General features: G+C 27.9%; 17 protein-coding genes. 4 read left to right on the forward strand and 13 right to left on the reverse strand.

Features of this window, described 5'->3' with window-relative positions; all coding sequences use genetic code 11:
* Positions 1 to 37: 37 nt before the first annotated feature.
* Positions 38 to 844: a DsbA family protein gene (locus tag J0H68_01430; GenBank protein MBN8827350.1), complete on the reverse strand. Its 807-nt coding sequence runs from the start codon at positions 842 to 844 to the stop codon at positions 38 to 40.
* A gap of 47 nt (positions 845 to 891) precedes the next feature.
* Positions 892 to 1,419: a DNA-3-methyladenine glycosylase gene (locus J0H68_01435; protein ID MBN8827351.1), complete on the reverse strand. Its 528-nt coding sequence runs from the start codon at positions 1,417 to 1,419 to the stop codon at positions 892 to 894.
* A 209-nt stretch (positions 1,420 to 1,628) separates the two neighbouring features.
* On the opposite strand from J0H68_01435, the gene J0H68_01440 reads away from it, so the two are divergent.
* Positions 1,629 to 2,078: a hypothetical protein gene (locus J0H68_01440; protein MBN8827352.1), complete on the forward strand. Its 450-nt coding sequence runs from the start codon at positions 1,629 to 1,631 to the stop codon at positions 2,076 to 2,078.
* A 109-nt stretch (positions 2,079 to 2,187) separates the two neighbouring features.
* Here J0H68_01440 and J0H68_01445 read toward each other — a convergent pair whose 3' ends face one another.
* The 4 genes from J0H68_01445 to J0H68_01460 all read right to left on the reverse strand — a co-directional run bounded on the left by J0H68_01445 (position 2,188) and on the right by J0H68_01460 (position 6,728).
* A complete protein-coding gene (locus tag J0H68_01445; protein MBN8827353.1) occupies positions 2,188 to 4,065 on the reverse strand; it encodes a DUF3857 domain-containing protein in 1,878 nt (625 codons plus the stop codon).
* Between the two features lie 106 nt (positions 4,066 to 4,171).
* On the reverse strand, positions 4,172 to 5,137 hold the full coding sequence (locus J0H68_01450; protein MBN8827354.1) for an aminoglycoside phosphotransferase family protein: 966 nt from the start codon (positions 5,135 to 5,137) through the stop codon (positions 4,172 to 4,174).
* Between the two features lie 60 nt (positions 5,138 to 5,197).
* Positions 5,198 to 5,839 (reverse strand): GNAT family N-acetyltransferase, encoded by a 642-nt coding sequence (locus J0H68_01455; GenBank protein ID MBN8827355.1) that lies wholly within the window; start codon positions 5,837 to 5,839, stop codon positions 5,198 to 5,200.
* A 106-nt stretch (positions 5,840 to 5,945) separates the two neighbouring features.
* Positions 5,946 to 6,728 carry a GNAT family N-acetyltransferase gene (locus J0H68_01460; GenBank protein MBN8827356.1) on the reverse strand — a complete coding sequence of 261 codons (783 nt, stop codon included), beginning with the start codon at positions 6,726 to 6,728 and terminating at the stop codon, positions 5,946 to 5,948.
* 160 nt (positions 6,729 to 6,888) lie between these two features.
* On the opposite strand from J0H68_01460, the gene J0H68_01465 reads away from it, so the two are divergent.
* A complete protein-coding gene (locus J0H68_01465; GenBank protein MBN8827357.1) occupies positions 6,889 to 7,443 on the forward strand; it encodes a GNAT family N-acetyltransferase in 555 nt (184 codons plus the stop codon).
* Here J0H68_01465 and J0H68_01470 read toward each other — a convergent pair.
* Both J0H68_01470 and J0H68_01475 read right to left on the reverse strand, forming a co-directional pair.
* Positions 7,440 to 8,795 carry a hypothetical protein gene (locus J0H68_01470; GenBank protein MBN8827358.1) on the reverse strand — a complete coding sequence of 452 codons (1,356 nt, stop codon included), beginning with the start codon at positions 8,793 to 8,795 and terminating at the stop codon, positions 7,440 to 7,442. The genes J0H68_01465 and J0H68_01470 overlap by 4 nt on opposite strands.
* A gap of 24 nt (positions 8,796 to 8,819) precedes the next feature.
* Positions 8,820 to 10,208, reverse strand: coding sequence for a HAMP domain-containing histidine kinase (locus J0H68_01475; protein MBN8827359.1), 1,389 nt, complete (start codon positions 10,206 to 10,208; stop codon positions 8,820 to 8,822).
* A 377-nt stretch (positions 10,209 to 10,585) separates the two neighbouring features.
* Between J0H68_01475 and J0H68_01480 the strand changes: the two genes are divergently transcribed.
* Positions 10,586 to 12,418 (forward strand): ankyrin repeat domain-containing protein, encoded by a 1,833-nt coding sequence (locus J0H68_01480; GenBank protein MBN8827360.1) that lies wholly within the window; start codon positions 10,586 to 10,588, stop codon positions 12,416 to 12,418.
* Positions 12,419 to 12,476: 58 nt separating this feature from the next.
* Here the strand turns inward: J0H68_01480 and J0H68_01485 are convergent, their stop codons facing one another.
* The 5 genes from J0H68_01485 to J0H68_01505 form a co-directional block, all read right to left on the reverse strand.
* The gene (locus J0H68_01485) at positions 12,477 to 13,232 is read right to left on the reverse strand and encodes a hypothetical protein (protein MBN8827361.1); all 756 of its coding nucleotides are present in this window, start codon (positions 13,230 to 13,232) and stop codon (positions 12,477 to 12,479) included.
* A gap of 74 nt (positions 13,233 to 13,306) precedes the next feature.
* Positions 13,307 to 14,857 carry a hypothetical protein gene (locus J0H68_01490; GenBank protein MBN8827362.1) on the reverse strand — a complete coding sequence of 517 codons (1,551 nt, stop codon included), beginning with the start codon at positions 14,855 to 14,857 and terminating at the stop codon, positions 13,307 to 13,309.
* A 39-nt stretch (positions 14,858 to 14,896) separates the two neighbouring features.
* Positions 14,897 to 16,447, reverse strand: coding sequence for a hypothetical protein (locus J0H68_01495; GenBank protein MBN8827363.1), 1,551 nt, complete (start codon positions 16,445 to 16,447; stop codon positions 14,897 to 14,899).
* A gap of 124 nt (positions 16,448 to 16,571) precedes the next feature.
* The gene (gene terL / locus J0H68_01500) at positions 16,572 to 18,002 is read right to left on the reverse strand and encodes a phage terminase large subunit (GenBank protein MBN8827364.1); all 1,431 of its coding nucleotides are present in this window, start codon (positions 18,000 to 18,002) and stop codon (positions 16,572 to 16,574) included.
* Entirely contained in the window at positions 17,947 to 18,303 is a 357-nt protein-coding gene (locus tag J0H68_01505; GenBank protein ID MBN8827365.1) for a hypothetical protein, read from the reverse strand. Before J0H68_01505 ends, terL begins: the two co-directional genes overlap by 56 nt.
* 171 nt (positions 18,304 to 18,474) lie before the next feature.
* On the opposite strand from J0H68_01505, the gene J0H68_01510 reads away from it, so the two are divergent.
* Positions 18,475 to 19,773 (forward strand): hypothetical protein, encoded by a 1,299-nt coding sequence (locus tag J0H68_01510; protein MBN8827366.1) that lies wholly within the window; start codon positions 18,475 to 18,477, stop codon positions 19,771 to 19,773.
* Positions 19,774 to 19,776: the final 3 nt, after the last annotated feature.

Below are 19,776 nucleotides of genomic sequence, written 5' to 3' on the forward strand. Positions count from 1 at the left end.
ACTTAAAGCCCTTAAAAAAAACTTTTAAGACTCTGATTTAGCGATTTAAAGCTTGTTTTAAACTTTCTGCGCTTATATTACCATTATAAACTTTGTTATTAACTATAAAGTAAGGGGTTCCTGGTAACTGGAGTTTACGAGCTAAATCTCTATTTTTATTTAAAAATTCACTTACAAATGAGCTTTTTAAAGCTTCATCTAACTCATCTTTGTTAATACCAAGACTAATTGCAATAGCTTTCAAAGTTTCTTTATCTTTTGTAAAGCTATTAAATACTTTAAAGTAATAATCCTTATAAGCCTCAGGTTTTATTTTAAAAACCGCCACGCCAACTTGAGATGCAAATTCAGAGTTTTCACCTAAAATTGGGAGGTCTCTAAAAATAAACACAGTATTTTTATCTTCTTTTGATAACTCTTCTACTGTTTCAGCGGCTTTACGGCAAAAGCTGCAATTATAATCAAAAAATTGTACTACAATATTTTTACCATGTTTAGTACCAGCATATGGAATATTGTTTATTTCATTAATTTCATTAATATTTTTTTCAATTAAATTATTACTTTCACTTGCTCTTTTTTCATATTCTTTTTTTTCATAAGCTTTTAGAGCATCAATTACAATTTCAGGATTTTCTTGAAGAGTAATACGAATTTCGTTTCTAATAATATCTTTTAATTTAGTATCATTTACATTTGTATTAGCTTTTGCTTCATCTGAGCTTAGAGCTTTTGCATTTACATAACTATCTACTTGATCTTGGAAAGTAAAATACATAACTACAGCTGCTAATGTTATTAAAATATATTTTAAATTCCCCTTTTTCTTATTGTTTCTTATCATGCCGAAAGACTCCTAAAATTTATTTATTTACGCCTAAACTATACTACTTAATTTGTTAAAGGAGTATTTTTTAGGTTAGCAACAAAACGCCACATTTTATCTAAACCTGTTTTAATACCTATACGAGAACTAACACTATATTCTAATGTTTGTCCAGTATCAGCAACATAAAAATTTTCAGAGTTTATAATATCCACACCATTTTGTTCTTTTGTTATACCTAAGAGTTTACAAATTTTTCCAGGTCCATCAAGTAATAATTTAACAGGCTCATAAATTAATAAACCTCTGATTAATATTGCGGAGGGAAAATCTTTCTTTTCGGTAACAAAATTTAAGCAATAATACATGCCATATATTAGATAAACATAGGAAAATCCAGCTTCACCAAACATAATTTCAGTTCTTTTAGTTCTTCCTCTAAAAGCATGAGAAGCAGGATCCTCAAATCCCATATATGCTTCTGTCTCAGTAATAATACCTTTATAATTATTGAAAACTAAGGTTTTCCCTAACAAGCTTCTTGCTACTTCCAAAGAATCTTGTTCATAAAAGCTGCGATCTAGTTTTTTCATAAGTTTAATATATTTTATTATCGTATTTTGATTAAATAATTTAAAAACTATCAATTAATAATAGGTAAAACAACCTTTTTGATTTTCTGTAACTTTCTAATATTAATAGAAATATTGTTTTCTTATGGCAAATAAATAAAATTTCGCTTGATAAGTGTTATATGTATTAATAATATCTTATTTAATTTTAACTAAAATAAAGGGCAGTTATGTCTATATTCGATAAAAAATCTTTCCAAACAGTAAAATCAACCGGAATGCTATTTGCACCTTTAATTGCTTATAATTTGGGTTCATTAGTTTTAAAAGGTGCTTTTGAAGTTTTAACAAGCCGAAGGGACGCAAGCGTTGTAATTAAAGAGAACTTAAGGAAAGCTCCATTTAACTTCTTAAAAAATTTAGTAGTCGATGTAGTAACATTACTCGCTACTGTGTTTAATCCAACTTTTGGCAGGATTGTAGGATGTGTTTTACCGGTTGTGATAGATCGAATTTCTCTTTACAAGGATGCTCCTATAAACTCTGGACAGATTAGAAGAGCGCCACAACAACCTATTATTAATTTAAATACAGTTATTCCTGCGGCTAGAGCTAACCTTTTAATAGAAAACTCTCATGGTTTAATTGAAGGAATTAGCCAAGCTTTTAAAGGTAAATAATTACAAGTAAAAATATTATACACAGCTACTTTAACATTATTAATTTCCTACTAATTATAAATAAAAGAGGTAAGTGCAACTTGCCTCTTTTATCATGTTTTTGAAGTATTTACTTATCTAGAATTATTAATGTATTTAAAAAGTTTTTCTTTAATTCATGTTTTAAAGATTTATATTCTCTAGTTTTTAAAGTTTGGCTTGGAATAAAAGTTTGCTTAACGGTAATTACATCATTAATTACCGTATCTTTACCATCAAAATCACATTTTCTTTTTACACTAAGCCAGGGGCTATTTACTTCATAATTTAAAGCACTTATTTGCTTAATTAACTGGTTTTTAATAACAGTAGTTTTGTTTAATGTTAAAGGAAAATCAAGTAACAAATCGCTTACTTGATCGGGTGAGTTATTAATTGCAAACTCTAACCACTTATAATCAAGGGTAATGCCAGGCCCTAGGTTTGTTCTAATAATTTGGTTGTCTTGAAAATACTTAAATTTAAAATCAATATCTTTCACAATTCGTGAACTTAAATCAGGAACTAACAATTCTTTTTTATTTTCTTCTTCAAGATGGATTCCGCTTAATCTATGAAAAATAGCATCTCTAATTCTTTGATCAGAAAGATACATTTTAGCTCCTGCATAATCGGTTGCTTGTTCACCTTTAAGAATTAAATGACCGGAATTTGCAACCTTGCCATTAATTTTTTCTATTTCCTTAATTGAAACAACTTGCGAATGGTTAGGATCAATTGAATTTGTTTTTTCGTAGGAAGGATTTTTAGAATCCAGTACTAAAGCCATTTTTTCTGCCACATCTGCAAACATTCCATCGGCCATACTTATAAAATTAGTTGGGTCAATCCAATATACTTTACCTAATTTTCCAGTCACTTTTAAAAATGCATGGTTAAAATCACTAACGTCAGGTAAGCCACCGTAAAACGACATATTATTAGTGCCTCTAAGAACTGCCGCAGGCTGCACTTTAAAGCCAAGATGTTTTAATATAGAAGCAGTACTTGCTGTAAAGTCTTTGCAATCTCCAATTTGTGAACTTTCAATTAGAGCTAAATTTCTTGGAAAATATCTTCCAGCAATTGATCTCCAATCACCCATATATTGAATTTTGTCATTTAAAAGTGAAGTAACTATATTAATTTGCTCAACTTCTGTTTTTCCTTTAGAAGCCTCATTTAAAATATTTTTAAATGTTTCAGGGAGAGGTTGATTAATAACTTTTTCATATCCTGCACCAAGTCTTTTTCCTAGCTCGTCCCACTCCTTAACGCTTGAAATCGAAACCCAGGTTAAGTGTTTGTTATTAATAACTCCATTTTGTGGTTCATTCACCACATCTCTATAAAAAGGCTTAGTGAGTTTAATAGATAATTTATTTAAATTATCCTTTTTTTGATTGGTAACTCTTAAAACATTTTCTGGATCATTAACCTTTATATGTAAAGGCATTTCAGAAGTTAGGTTTAAGTTATAATTCTTAATGTATCCTCCAATTAAATTTACTTTAGTCGCAAAATAATTGTTAAGGACTGGTTTTAATTCTTTAAATGAATATTTTATATAAACTTCAGATCCAATTTCTACTTTTGGGTAAGCAATTAATATCTGACGTTGTTGATCAAAACCACTTGGTGCGCTTGCTAAAGGTTTATCTTCAATAAGGTCGGCATTAACTTTATATTCCTTACCTTGGTAAATGGTTTTAGCTTCAAGGATAGTGATTTTTGAACTATCCCCATTATAATAAAGAGTGTAATTTGAAGCCCTTGCACGAGCTGATTCTTTAAGGATTTTTTGTTTTATTTCAATAATATTTTCACTTGTACCATCCGCATTTACTTTCATATTTTCGTTATAAACTTGAATTTCAAGTGGAGCATCTTCAATTGTTGCCCATCGAGCTTCAGCAGGGAGTGATAAAGTTAGTAAAATTAAGGTCATCTTTAAAATATTTTTTATCATGATAATTCTCATAATTTTAGTTTTCCAAAATTTTATAGAATAATGCTTTAGCTTGCAAATGTAATGTATTTATAATAATTTTTGATTTCCAATAAATTTAAAACTATTAGCTTAATTTTAAAACAATATCTTTAATAAGTTCACAGACATCTTTACATATTTTAGGTGTATCATCCAAAGGCTTTGTTGCCATAATATCAAGTATTGAAGCTATATTATAAATTGAAGCAATTACATACCAGTTTTCTGGTAATTTAATACCTTGCTCTTCAATACCCTTAATAAAAGATTTTTGAAAAGTATCTGGCATATAATGAGCATATCTTAACATATTTGCAACATCCATAAGCCAATTATCAGAATGAGCAAATTCCCAATCTAAAATTCCGCTCACATACCATTTATCATTTATTTTATCTACTAATATATTGGAAGGATCAAAATCACCATGCACAAGATAAGGAGAAAAATTTTTTAAGAGATCATTATAATTATTTAAAATTTGCTTAATTGCAACTATATCTTCTTTTTCAAGACATTTTGTTACTTCCTTATTTTTTAAACATTCAAATACAAATTCTTTAATATTAAATAATTCTTCTTTAATCTCTAGATTCTTATTAAATTCTCCGGATTTCGGAAATTTAAATTTTTGGAACGAGGATAAAATTTTTCCAACTTCGACCATAACATTTTCCCATTCTTTTAATGGGTAATTTAATAATAATTCTCTTAAAGTTATTCCTTTAATATATTTTATAATGGCGAAGCGATAATCTTTATAGTTGCCAACAAAATAGACCTCTGGAACAGGAAGTGTTTCTTTAACAAGGTCAGTTATATTTTGTTCAAGATAAGCTGCATTTTTATCTCTAATATATATTCGTAAAACATATTCTTCATCATTTTCTAAATTGATTTTAAAGTTTAGGTTAGCGCATCCGCCTGAAATAAGGGTGTATGAAATAAGTTTTTTTTCAGGGAAAGCTATTGCCACCATTTGGTCAATATAAGATGGAGATGGTATATTAATGTGTTCTTCCGTTTTCTCCCAATCCTTTTTAAAAGTCATTTTGTGCCTCACAAAAATTTTTTATTAAACTACTTAAAAAGGTTATCTTAAATATTAACGTTACTTATTAGCTATAGATGCTACAGTAAAATTTTTGCGATAAAAATTCCTAATGCTACCATGGGCATTAATTTCTTTCTCAAATTTCATTCCGCAATTTTCTAATATTTTTATTGATTTATAATTATTAGGAAGTGCAGTTGCGATTATTTCTCTAAATCCACCACCATTAACCTCAAATTTCATTTCAGATAATTTTTCTGCATAATCAAATACTGCTCGTACAGCTTCACTTCCAAATCCGCACCCTGCAACTTCAGGGTTAACAGTGTAACTAATTTCTGCAGTGCCAGGAATTTTATCTTTAATGCCAGGGCCTAAATTTACTTGTCCGACAAATTTATCATCATCAATACGTGTTACAGTAAGAGAGCTAAATGGGTTATTATTTTTCCATCTTTCTACCCATATTTTAACCGTATTTTGAACTTCAGATAATTCTTGGGTAATTCCGGTAACAAAGCTTTTCATGACTGTACTATTACCGAATAGTTTTTCATGGTAAGGGGTAATGTCTTCTTCTTTTACTGGTTCTAAATATAAATTATCTGTTCTAATTAACACATGAAGTTCATTACTTTCAGTTAGCTCAAAATGAGCTTCAGCGTTAGATAATTTATTAAATTTATATGTTTTTTTCATTGTGAATTTAAAAGAAGGTTTTTAATTAATTTACTACCATACAAATTTACTAACTATTTGTCAATAAAGTTTAAAAGTACTTTATAAATATTGGAATTATTAAAGTTTATAAATTTTTAATACTGCCAGAAGGAGATGTTAAATTTAGATAATTTATAATTCTTTTATAAAAAATTGCATTTGATTTAACATCTTCTCTATTCCTATACCATTTTTTATAATCTTTTTTTATAAGTTTTCTAAAATCTCTTGAATTATCATGAAGCTTAGAATTTACCGATATTTTTTCTTTCATTAATGCCTGCTTATAAGATTCATGTGTAAGTAAAAATTTAGTTACATACTCATCTTTATAATTATCTGGACAATTTTGTTTTCCATTAGGCTCAAAACCAAGTCTTCTTAAAATTAATTGAGAAACTTTGTTATATGATAAGGTTTGAGCATGTATGCAATCAATATTTAAGTCTTTTACAACGAATCTTACTAATTCCTCGCAAATTTCAGAGCAGTAACCTTTCTTATGTGAGCGAACAGGGAAAGCATAATGAATGCTAGTATAAGAAAGCTTAGTTTCAGGATCTATATTAAATTCTCCTAAACCTACTATACCTAACTTTTCTTCTTTTTTACATACTACATAAAATGATAAACCACAATCTTTATAACGGCTAATCACATTATCTATCCATTCAGTTAATTGTTGTTCACTACGGTTCTCATCTCCAACTAATAAAATACGGCATTTAAGATCAGAATAAATTTCTTTAATTAGATCAATATCGTTTGGATTAAAGGGGCGGCAATAAAGTTTTTGTTTTTCGGTTATAATTACATAACCGTTATTATTAAAACGCTCATGTATTAACTTTTTAACGGTTTCTTTCATAAGTAACCTGGTTAATTAAAATTATTAATAAATGGTTAAATAAAAATATTTAAAAGTCAATATTAAAAATTTTGCCCTTAAAAAACTCATTTAATTTGCTTACTTAGTATAAATATTTATATTAAAGATTTATAGATTTGATCATTGTTATAAATAGAAAATGCTTGATATTACCTTTAGAAAACCTACCTTAGATGATAAAGAAATAATCTTTTCTTGGCTTGATAAACCTCATGTTCACGAATTCTGGGATAATAGTATTGATCACCGAAATGATATAAATAACTTTTTAGAAGGACGAGTAACGCCTTCCAATTATTTTAATGGTATTTTTACATATTGGATGGGTTTAATAAATAATGAACCGTTTAGTTTTCTTCTTACTTCTGAAATTATAATCAATGAAGATATTTCTGAAGTTTGGAAAAATCATATGTCAAAATCTGGTAAAACTATTACCATCGATTTCTGCATTGGTAATGAAAAATTTTTAGGGAAAAAACTCGCTTCACCAACCCTTGAAGCTTTTACTAAATTTTATTATGAAGAGGTTGATGAAAAGGCCAATACCTTCTTTATTGACCCTGATGAAAACAACCCAAAAGCAAAACACGTTTATAAAAAAGCAGGTTTTAAAGAAGTGGCTAATTTTGCTTTTGAGAAAGGCGTTTTTGAAGGAAATAAAGCATCACTAATGATGAAAAAACTAAGTTAAAACTTCATGTTTTTTGATATTACATCAATTGTTTTATTAGTAGCTTGCTCTAATGTTTTTCGATTTTCACCTGTTTTAAGTACGTTTGTGCAGTCATTAATAAGTCTTGGAATAATATTAGATTTATTAATGTAACGTCCAGTCAACCAGAGAAGAGCAATGCCAATAATGCCATATAAAACAGATTTTAAATAAAAGTTTCTTCGCTCAGCATTAAGCTTTTCACTTTCTTTATTATTCAAGTCAATATCTTTACTAATTTCATCACTAATTCCATTTACTGTAACATTTTTCTTTTCTAAAAATGCTATTGTAGAAATAAAATTGTTATATTCTAGAGTAATTAATGGCTGTGGATCATCTGAATATTTTGCTGGCAGTGATTCCTTATCAATAGTTAAATTTTTTAAGTTAGGTAAATCTTTAAGTGTTTCCCAATTTATCACTGCAAAATTTAACTTTAATTCTTTTAACTTTTTTAAATTACTAATTTCTTTTAAATCAAAACTTATTTTATTATCAAATTGTATTGTTAATGATTCAAGATTAGAAAATTCATTTAATTTTGCTAAACAATCTACTGAAATTTCCTTACCTAAGTTTAATTTTAATGTTTTTAATTGAGGAATAGGTTCTAATATAAAATTTTCCCAAGAATAAATGGTTAATGAATTTAAATTAGAAAGGTTTCTTAATTTCTGCCAATTAATTGCAGATTCAATATAAGCAAGTGTTAAACTTTCAAGCTTTGGTAAGTTTGGAAATTCTTCAAAATCAATTATTGTGCCCCAAAATGCTAAATTTTTTAAATTTAAAAGTTTTGTTAAGTAAGCAAAATTAGTGATTTCATACTCCCCAATCTTTAAACTTTCTAAATCATTTAAGTTTAAAATATGTTCTAAGTCGATTTGAAATAAAGAGGGATTTCCAAAGCTAATTTCTTGATAGCTTATATCAAGATCTGTAAGTTGTTTAAATTTAGCTATTTCTTTTAGATTATTTATATTATGGCTTAATAAGCGTAATTTTCTCAAAGTGCTAATATTTGGAATATCATTAAAGTCAATTGCTTGAGTATTAAATAATTCTAGCCAAGTAAGATTAGGTAAATTTCCTAATTTAGCTTTGTTTGTAACATTATTCCAAGTAGTTATTAATTCTAATCGCACTAAATTTTTTAATTCTTCAATGTGGGATATATCAAAAATCTCAGTTGATGTATACAAATGTGTAAGCCGTTTTAGTGTATTTAGTTCTTCCCAATTTTCTACAATAACATTGCCTAACGTAAATGTTTTTCTATCATAATATTGAGCAGCAGGAATTCTTATTATTTCTTGTTTTTTTAACATTTTTTACCTATAAATTATTCTATTTTAGCCTTTTTGTGGAATTATAAATGCAAAAGTAGCACCTTTATCCTTATTGTTCACGGCCCAAATTTTTCCTAAATGTGCTTCAATAATTTTACGTGAAACTGATAAACTAAGTCCACGACCACCGGCCATTGATTTTGTTCTGGTACTTTGTGAAAAGGGATCAAATATAAGTTCTAATTCATCGTCGGGAATACCAATTCCTTCATCTTGTACTGAAACCACAATACCTTTAACTTGACTGCCATCTTTCCTGATTTCTTTACCGTTTTTAATAGAAATTATAATATTTCCTTCACTAGTATATTTAAAAGCATTGCTGATTAGATTTCTTATTACTTGTTTAGTTTTAAATCTATCGGCCTCGATTAAAAAAGTTGAAGTTTCTATATTTAACTTGATACTTAAATTCTCTTTAATATTCATATTTCCAGTATCACTAATAATTTCTTCTATAGCCCCTTTAATATCAAATTTTTCAAGTTGTAGGTGCATTTTACCAGTTTCAAATTTGGATAAATCAAAGATATTGTCCACAAAGGTATAAAGCCTATCTACTGAGTTATTTAACCTATTTAATATAACCAATTTTTTTTCTTCATTAAACTCTTTCCAATTATCATATAAACCATTGCAATAACCAATAATACCCATAATTGGTGTACGAATTTCGTGATTTAAATTTGATAAGAATTCTTTTTTGAGAAGTAATGCTTCTTCTAAATCTTTAGTTCTTTCTTTTGCTTTAAGCTCTAGCATATCTACTACTGATTTTTGTAAAATTTCTCTATTTCTTGAAAATAACATACCGATAATTGTCGAGAAAAATGTTACATAGAAAAATAAGTGAATCTTATGTGGGTCGCTAAATATTTGACTAATATTTTCACTACCTAAAAGATAGATATAAAGATTATATCCAAGAGTAGTTCCTATACTTAAAAGTACAGTGAAACTTAACCAATCAGTAAGGACTGCAAGTAAGAAAAGGGATAAGGCAACATTAATTAACCACTCAACCGTACCTTGATTATATAAGAATAAAAAAGTAGTAAAAAATGGTAAGGAATACATTAAAGTCACATGCCAATAAAGAGGTAAGTAAGAAACTAGTTTTCTTGGCCACATGTCATGAATAATCAAACCAAATGCAAGTATTCCTGCAATAAACCTTAAAAAAATTGAAATATCTTGATTTAAAACCATAATATTTCCAGGGTTTGACCACATGTAGTAAGGAATAAAAAAACTTGCAATCGCGAAAGCTCCAAATGACTTATAATGTGCCCCAATATTTGCGACTCTTTTAGCAGAAATCCTACTTATATTACGTAGAGTAGGTAAGAACCTATAATATTGTTTTAAAAGATTTTTTAACTCTAAAGTCATTTTGCTATCATTTTTGAAGTTAATTCTTCATATATTTTATTCAAACCTTACTTTAAACAACCTGTACATTTAGCTAAGGTAATCCACTCTTTCTTTGTAAAAGAATAGTAAGACATAGAGATTATTTTATAAAATTTATTTAACTGATTGATCTCTCAATCATAAGTTTGTCAGATAAAAGGATATTAAAGTACTTTGGTATTTTTATCAATAAATGGTTAATTGTTTTTTAGCTTATAACCCTTAAATCTTTGAAACTCATAGAATATCAATTTTTTTAGTAAAAAGTAGTTAATAATTTAACTTGACTTAAAGATAATTTTCGCTTATATTAACCATTTATTAAATAAATTTAAACATAACAAGGTTATAAAATTATGCAAAATAAAGAATTAAATTTAAAAGAACTTTTTTTGAAAAAAGAATTAACATCAGAAGAAGCTAATTTTATTAGAGCGAAATTTGAGAAAATGGGGTCGGATAAAACTGCTGAAATAGTTATAGATTGGTTTTATAAAGGCATAATTAAAATTATTCAGGATGCTCAGGGAACTCGAATTGCAACTTATTCCCCCGCTCATATGATAGTTCTTCATAGTATTGATAAAGAAAATTTATTAAATGTTAGCACTCCTTTTGAAGAAACAATTAGACCGCTGGTAAATATATTAGATGATTTGAATGAAAAATTAGGAGAAAGTATTATTGATTACGTTAACTCTCCAAGTCATGGAAAATTTTTGAATATTGCAACTTTACTTGCTTGTGGAGCCTCACCTAATACAAATTTTACAACTACGAAAACTGACGCTAATGGTAAAATTACTCAAAAAATAACCCAACCTGCGGTAATTTATGCAATGAATGAAAATTGCTTTAATTTAACAAAATTATTATTACAATTTCACGCAAATCCAAATGAACGTGATAATAGCCACCGTACTGCTTTACACATTTTAGCTAAAAAACCTAATTATGAATTTACAGAATTATTTTTAGCTTATGGTTCAGATCTTGAATTAAGACTTTATAAACACTTACCCAGATCAAGTAACAGGGTTAGAGAAATGCTTCGTTTAATAGGTGAACCTCAAGATTTTCATGAAAATAATCTATCCCCTATTGGTGATAGTTCAATCGATTTAGCACTTTATCATAATAATATTGGAATGATTAAACTTATTCTTAAGCAATTAAATAAGTTACCTGATACAAAATATACTTTACAAGGTTTTTTATTGCTTGCAGTTAAATGCAATAGATACGATATATTTTCACATCTACTATCTACTGAATTAAAACTTGAATTTTCTAACGATCCTCAAACTGAGCTGTATATGGCCGTACAAAAAGGTGATTTGGAGAAAGTAAGAGAATTAATTTCTAAATGTGATATAAATGATCAAATAATTAATGGCAATACCGCATTACACTTAGCTTGTTTCAAAGGTTATGCTGGTATTGTGTCACTTCTTTTAGAAAATGGTGCAAACCCTAACATTAAAAATGATCTTGGTTTTGCTCCAATACATTTAGCAGTTACCTCAAATATTCAAACTATTACTATGCTAAAGACTTTACTTGAAAATGGTGCGGATATTAATATTCAGGATGCTATGGGTTTAACACCATTACATTATGCAGCAAGTAAAGGGCACGTCAATATAGCTGAATTTTTAATTGATAATGATGCGGATTATAATATTAAAACTAATGTAGGTAATTTACCATATGATTTAATTAATAATGAAAAAATGAGAGATTTCTTTAAAAAATTAGAGGTAAATATAGTATCTAATGCTGATATAAATATTGGTAATATAGAAGCTTTTGACTCTAAAGTAGAAAATGTATTTGTTACATTAAATCTAAAAGTTTTCTCATATAAAGTTTTAAAGTTAAAATTAATTACCAATTTTAATCATTTAAAAAATAATGAAAAAGCTACACTTGCTCATACGCTAAATTATAGTGTGCCTATTGATGAAGAGGCTCGTATTGAGGGAGAAAATAACCAAGTAAAATTGTTATTTAAATTTAATTTATTTAAAAATGAAAATGGTCTATTAGAAGTTAAATATTGTGGAGATGAAATTCACACCTTTGCTGTTCCTGAACTTGTTGAAGAAACTAACGAAGTAGAACAAGGCTTTAGAAAAGATTTAGATGAGACTTCTAAAAAAACTTCTGAGCTTTCATTAAATAACTAAAAGATATTTTATAAGTTAAATTCCTGTATTTTCTTATATAGGAATTTAACTTTTCTATTTACCTTTCTTTTTCATTTAAATTTAAAACACCAGATTTCTCTACAGAATTTCGTTTTGAATTGTAAGGTAAACAATCTAATTCTTTTACTTTTTTCATTACATCTTCCATTAAACTTTTTTGCGCATGTAAATCTAATTCCTGGGTTATAACCATTTTTGTAAGAATCATTACAAGATCCTTATATTCTCTAGTTGTTTCATGGGGTAAAGGTACCAAAATATCAAGTTGTTTTAATTTAGTAAGACAAGTCAATTTATACCAATTATCTATGGGAAAGCCTCTATGAATACATAAAGATTCTAAATTAGTTAAGCTTGATAAAAACTTTAAATCAGTGAAATTATCAGCTTTTAAGGTTAGATTTTTAAGTTTAGTAAATTTACCTAATTCATTTATATCTGTAAGTGCAAAATTATTTGTTGAATAAAATAATGATTCAAGATTAGGGAAGGTGTTGGATAATACTGAAAACTCAATTGGGTCAGTAAGAGTTAAATCAAGGTGACAAATGTTGTGATTAAGGTTGTTTAACTTACAATAAGCTAAAAAATTAGCCCAATCTTTTGTAGGATAAAAGGCTACCTGAATAAAAATGGAAGGAAGAACATGGGCATCAAAAAACTGTGTCATTTCTTTAGAAATACTTCTTAAAATCACTAAAGTTTTAAAGTTAATGATGCTAAATTTTTTTAAAATATAGGCCTTTATTTCTGGTAGTAAATCAAGCAATTCAGTGGTTTTTTCTTTACTCATGCATGCTACTTTTAATTATAGGTTTATATATTACACCTTATAAACCTTATTAATTTTAGTAGAAAGTGCAAGTGTTATAAGAATTTACACCATTTTGTTTGGCTTTTTTCCATTTCAGATCTAAAGCCTTTATATCCTTGTTGCTTTAATTCCGCTACTTTTTCATCAATTTCTCTTTCTAAAACTTCTTTATGCATAATTTCACTTAGGTCAATGATGACATTTCCAGTTTTTAGCTTAGCTAAAATGGTTGCAAGAGAAGAAATAAAACTATCGCTTATAAAACTACTTTCTAAATTAATTGTTATAATTTTTAGATTTTTTAAGCTTAATAAAGCGTCACTATCAACATAAGTGTTACTTATGTTAGATAAATCGAGTGATAAATATTCTAGGTTGTTTAAACCTTCAATAGCAAATAATTCTTCCCCAAAAGTAGGGACTTTGTAATTTAAAGAAGTGAGATTTGGAAATTTAAAGCGTAATTTTTGCTCTTTTCTATTATTAAGGGAGTTACTATGGTTATTTGATAATATTAGATTTTTTACTGATGGCATAACAGGGATTTTGTAAAATTTATCGGTAAGATATTTAATAGTTTCTTCAACGCTAAAATTGGAATTTATGCCTTCTATAGCTTGACCCTGATGAACTAAGCCTTGTAAATTCAAGGTAATTAAATTAGGAAATTTTTCTAACAATAAATGTAAATTATTCATATTATGAATATTTGTTAAATGTAATTCTTTAACTCCATTTAAAATAGGTAATGAAGAAACATTTTTTAATTCAGTTTCGTCTAATAGTAGTTTAAGGTTAGTGCATGAAGCTAAAGCTTGCCAGTTGATTCCTCTACATTCATGTAAAATTAGGGTTTCTAACTTACTTAAATTTTCAAATGATAATTTGTCTATTATAACTTCAGATAGGTGTAAGGTTTTAAGATTAGCAAATAAGTTAAGGGTATTGCTTGCATTTTCATCGATTTTCACCCTAGATAATTGTAATTTTTTTAGTTTATGTGGATGGGGTAATTTTTCTAAAGCGAATCTTGAATTTAATAAAAAATATAAAAATTCATTTCTAATATTTAATGATAATTCCTCTAAATCGGTGAATTTTTCAAAATAATTTAACTTGAAGTTTTCATGGAAACTGCTTGTTAGCTCAAGAGTTTTTAATTTTGTTAATGTGCTTAGGCGAGCTGGATTTAAATACCAATCTGCATTATCTATTTTTAAAGTTGTTAAATTATTTAAACCATCAAAATTTAGCTCATTGCAATTTACATTTGTTAACTCAATAGCTTCTAAATCATGTAGAATTTCAAAATCCTCAAATAATGGATATTCATGCTGTATATCTTTAAAGCTTATATATTTAGGCTTAATTTTATTCCGCTCAAGGTACGTTAGGAAAAAACCATAATTTTTAATTGTATTTTCATTAAATTCAATTTTTCCATTTTTAAGCCATTCATTATATAATATATTTAAACGCTTTGAAACATAGGCAGTTGAGGCTATAGTTTCATGATCTACATATTGAAAAATATTCAATAAAGTCTCATTTGGGAGATCGCCTAAGTAATCAATTTTTTGTAATTCAGTATTACTATCTTGCATTTTAGGCCTTTGTTTCAATTAGTGAAGAATATTAGAGTGTTATAGAATCAAACAGGTTTGTTTTTCTTCCTTTTCAATACCGCTTCTAAAACCTTTATTTTCTTGTGGCTTTAGTTCTTCTACTTTTTCATCAATAATTTTTTCCAGTAATTCTTTATATTTACCTGATTTAACTTCGCTTAGGTCGATTATTACATTTTTGATTTTAAGCATTGCTAAAATAACTCCTAGAGATTCTAACTCCCTAGCAGGCATTTTAATATCTTTACTATGCTTACTTAAAATAACCTTAATTTCTTTTAAATTGTCTAATTTAAGTAAAGACTCATTTTGTTTTGAAAGGAAAGTTACATTGCTTAAATCCAGTACCAAGAATTCAAGTTTACTTAAACCTTCAATGGCTTTTAATTGTTTTACACTGGAAGTTACTTCATAATTTAAAGAGGTTAAATTTGGGAATTTAGTTTCTAAAGTTTCTTTTGTATCATTCTCATCATTCATATTATGATTAAACAATATAAGGTTTTTTACTGAAGAAAATGTGGGTAATTTATAAAAATTACTAATCCGTGTTTTTCCTATTCCTGCTGTAAAAGAAGCGTTACGACTTAATAAAGGATATTTTACTATTCCATAACCCACCCCTTGTAATGAAAGAGTTGTTAAATTAGGGAATTTTTTTGCAAGTAACTGTAAATTAGAAGTTATCTCATTATCAATTAAATGTAATTCTTTGACCTTATTCATAACCGGTAATTGAGAAATGTCATTAAGTTTTGTTCCATCTAAAACTAATTTTTTGAGATTAATGCAACTTCCTAAAGCTTGCCAATTTGAAAATTTACATTTATGTAAGGTTAGCGTTTTTAAATTGCTTAAATTTTCAAACGATAATTCTCTAATTTCAACGTTAGAAAAGTGTAAGTCTTTAAGGTTATTAAATAAATTAAGCGTTACACTGGCTTTTTCTTCGATTATAACATTAGATAGTTGTAATTTTCTTAGTTTAAATGGATTTGGTAATTGGTTTAAGGTAAACCTTGTAGCAAGGAAAAATGAATAAATATTTTTAATATTTATTGTTAATTCTTCTAAGTCTGGGAATTCTTTAAAACTCTCAAATCTTAACTCCCTTGAAAATTTACCAGTAAGCTCTAAGACTTTTAATGTTGTTAATTTTTCTAAATTATCAATAGAGATATTTTCGCTATCAATCATTAAGGAAGTTAAATTTACTAACTCAGCAAATTGTGGAGACTCATAATTTGTGTGAATTAATTTAAGCGATTTTAAGCTTTTTAAATGAGCTAACTGAACCGGTTGATTTTTAATTTGTTTAAAGCTTATATGTTTAGGCTCAATTTCATTATTTTTAATGTAGTCATTAAATGAATTAATATCTGTTTTTTGATTAAATTCAATTTTCCCATTTTTAAGCCATTCATTATATATGGCTATTACACGTTTTGAAACATGGAGATTGGAAGTTATTGTTTTGTGATCAAGATATTTTGCTACATATACTAATAATTCCAGTGGTGTAGCTTCAATATAATTAGTTTTTTCTAAATTGTTATTACTGTCTTGCATTTTAAATACCTTTTACTTTCTTTTAATTAAACATCTAATAAAAAATATGTCAAGATAATTACGATTTAGTTAGTTAAGTGTAAAGGTTTAACATTCGTTTATTGAAATAGATGCTTTTCAAACTTTATGCACTTCTGAGGCCAATAATTGTTTTACCATTTTTCTTAATATATTCTAAAGCTTGGCTTGTTGAATCAACTTGGTCATCATGAATTACATTTGGAAACTGGGTGAGTTCATTAATGTAATCAGGCATGAAATGAGCACCTTCTGGGAAATATATTTTTCCTGCTTCAAAAAATGTGCTAACACTTACAAGCCGAGTTTCTTTGTCACGACGCGGGGTTATTGGAATTGCTGTTATTAATTGGCGGTCAAGTTCTTGTAATAGCGAAGTTCCACTTGCTTTATCTTCAATTAATACAATGTCGGGTAGCCATTTTTCATGAATAGCTTTAACATTTACAAGCAATTTTGGAAAATTAACCTTATCACGCCATACATCAAGTAAATATATGTTACCTTCACAAATTCCCCATGTGGTGCAAACACTATAATCATTATTTGAGCCGGTTTTAAGCCCACAATCCCAGCTTTGAATGATTTTATCAAAATTTGTTGGCTTATTTATATAAAACTTTAGCCATTGCTTTTGAATAACGTTACCACTCCCTATAACTGGGCTTTGCTGGTATTGGGCTAAAAATGTATAAGTGCCAAGTTCAGCTTTAAGGCGATTTAATTCTTTTTCACCTTCGTATTCAGGACATAAAATTTCATTAGCTTTACGAAAATGTTTAAAGTCGTTAACTGAATATTCTTGATCTTTTTCTGCTATTGCTGGAATTACTAAATGCTCCCAACCTAAATTTTTACTCAATATATAACCCGTTAAATCTTCAGGGTGAAGGCGCTGCATGATTAAAACAATTGAGCCAGTTTTTTTATCATCAAGTCTTGTTATAAAGCTTTGTTCAAACCAATCGATTGTATTTTTTCTTTCAATGGGAGAATTGATTTCTTTAGGGTTATGAGGATCATCAAGAATTAATATATCCCCACCTTCGCCAAGCAAAGTTCCCTTAATTGAAGTTGCTAAGCGAAATCCCCGATTCGTTGTAACGAATTTATGTTTTTCGTTTTGATCAGTAGAAAATTTTACTTTCGGAAAAATGGTTTTATACCATCTATCATTTAATATTAACCTTGTATCTTGTGAAAATTTATTGCTGAGCTTTTGCGAGTAGCTTGCGCAAATAATTTTTTTACTGGGGTCTTTTCCAATTAACCATGCAGGCCAAGCAACGTTTACAATTTGTGATTTTAAAGAGCGAGGAGGGACGTTAATTATAAGCCTTGTAATTTCCTTATTCTCGATTTTTTCAAGATAATTGCAGATAAGCTCATGGTGCCAATTCCATTTAAGAGATTTATTTGGATTTGTTACTGTAAAAGCTTGGGTAAAAAAATTAGAGAAGGTTTGATTATAAGGAAGCGTTTTAAGAGTTTTTATTATTGCTAAATTTTTGCTGTTCTTTTCTTTTGATGACTTCATCTAATTGTCCTTTGAGGAAATATAATTCAGCATCGCTGAAGCTTTCCGGTTCGTAATAAATTGGGGTGTTAGGATCTTTTTTTGCTTCATTCGTTTTTTCATTCATTTCTATAACCTTTTGATTTATATGAGAAAGTTTCTTAGAAATATTTGTTATCTCCAAAAATTTCTTAGCTTTCTGGTCTTTACTCAGCGATTTATCATTAATTATTTCTTTGGTTAAATTTTGTAATTCCTTAGCGATTAGTAACGTTATGTCGCTAAGTATCTGATTTATATGTTTATTTATGTCAATTGTCATTTTGAATTTCATTTGAAAATTAATTTATAAAGGAATTTGAAAAATAGGAAAATATATATTATAATTAATATATTAACCAAATTAATTAGAGTTTAAAATTTTAATTTAATTGCGGGTAAGGTAACTTATTCGCAATTTTTTGTCAACTTACCATAAAATCAGTGAGGCTTGATGGCTACAGAAGTAAATGAAGAAAACCGTGATGATGAAAGTTCTAAAAAAGCGAGTGTCCCCTCATTTTTTAGAAAAGCTTTTAAGTTTATTAAAAGCGATACTTTCTTACGTGGTGTATTTATTCTCGCCGCCATCGGATTTTTAATGTTTGGAATTTTAACAGCCTCACCTATAATCGTTCCCCTTGCAATAGGAGTAGGAACTTCTGTAATTGCAGCGGCCGTTGGTTCATATATTGGATATAGAAAATACGAAAAATTGCGTGGCTTAGATAAAGTTATTAAAGGTGGAGAAAAGATTAAAGATACAATTGAATTAGAAAAAATTGTTAATGAACCACTTAAAGAAAACAATCCAACTAAATTTAATAATTTTTTAAAAAATACAACAAACAAGCATTTAAAAGATCTTTCAGGTAAAGTTAATAAAACAACTATGCAAAAATTGTTGTTTACTGATAAAGAAATAGGTGATGTTAGAAGTAAATTTCCACCTAGAAGGTTTGATGATATTTTTGACAAAATTATAAAAAGATTAAAATTAGATAAAGATAAAAAAGATGATTTTGGCTACCATATGAGCAAGGTGGCTAAAAAAGACTTAAAAGAATATTATATTAATTTAGTTCCTTTAGTCGCAGAAAGTTTTATTCATGCTTTAAACCCTGGAACTTTAATTCTTAAAGCAGCAACTTGTGCATATACGGTTCACAGTACTACTCAAGCTAGATATGATTATTATAATGCAAAAACTTCAGCTTCATATCTAAGCGCTCAGATGGTTGAAAAGCAATTAAAGGAATATTTTGAAGGTAAGGCGCTAACCGAGGATGAAAAAAGTGCTATAGCTGAAAAATTCGAGCATGGTTATTTAAAAACTGCGCTTAATAAAAGAATGTTTATCTTAGTGAAAGAAAGATTAGAAGAAATTAAACAGGAAACACTTAAGAGTAATCCAAACATTAGTGAAAGTGATCTTGAAGCTAAAGTTAATAAACAATTTGAAGATGAGATGAAGAAAGAAGGTGTCGCTCAAGCTTTAAAACAAAAAGCTGTAGAGAAATATATTGATTATCTAAAAAATGTTAAAGCTAGAAAAATAAATAGCTTCTTTAAACATGATATGATTGAAGGTAATCAAGTAAATGATCAATATTTTGAAAATATGAAGAAGAAAGTACAAGCTGAAAATCAATCCTTATCATCTTTACAAAATAGCCAGGCTAATTGGGCTAATAAGGGTGATATTAGACACCAAAGATCGCAGCACAGGGGTGGTGGAATAAGTACAAGTTAATTT

The organism is Sphingobacteriia bacterium (genome assembly GCA_017304685.1).
Classification (GTDB): Bacteria; Pseudomonadota; Alphaproteobacteria; order Rickettsiales; family 33-17; genus JAFKLR01.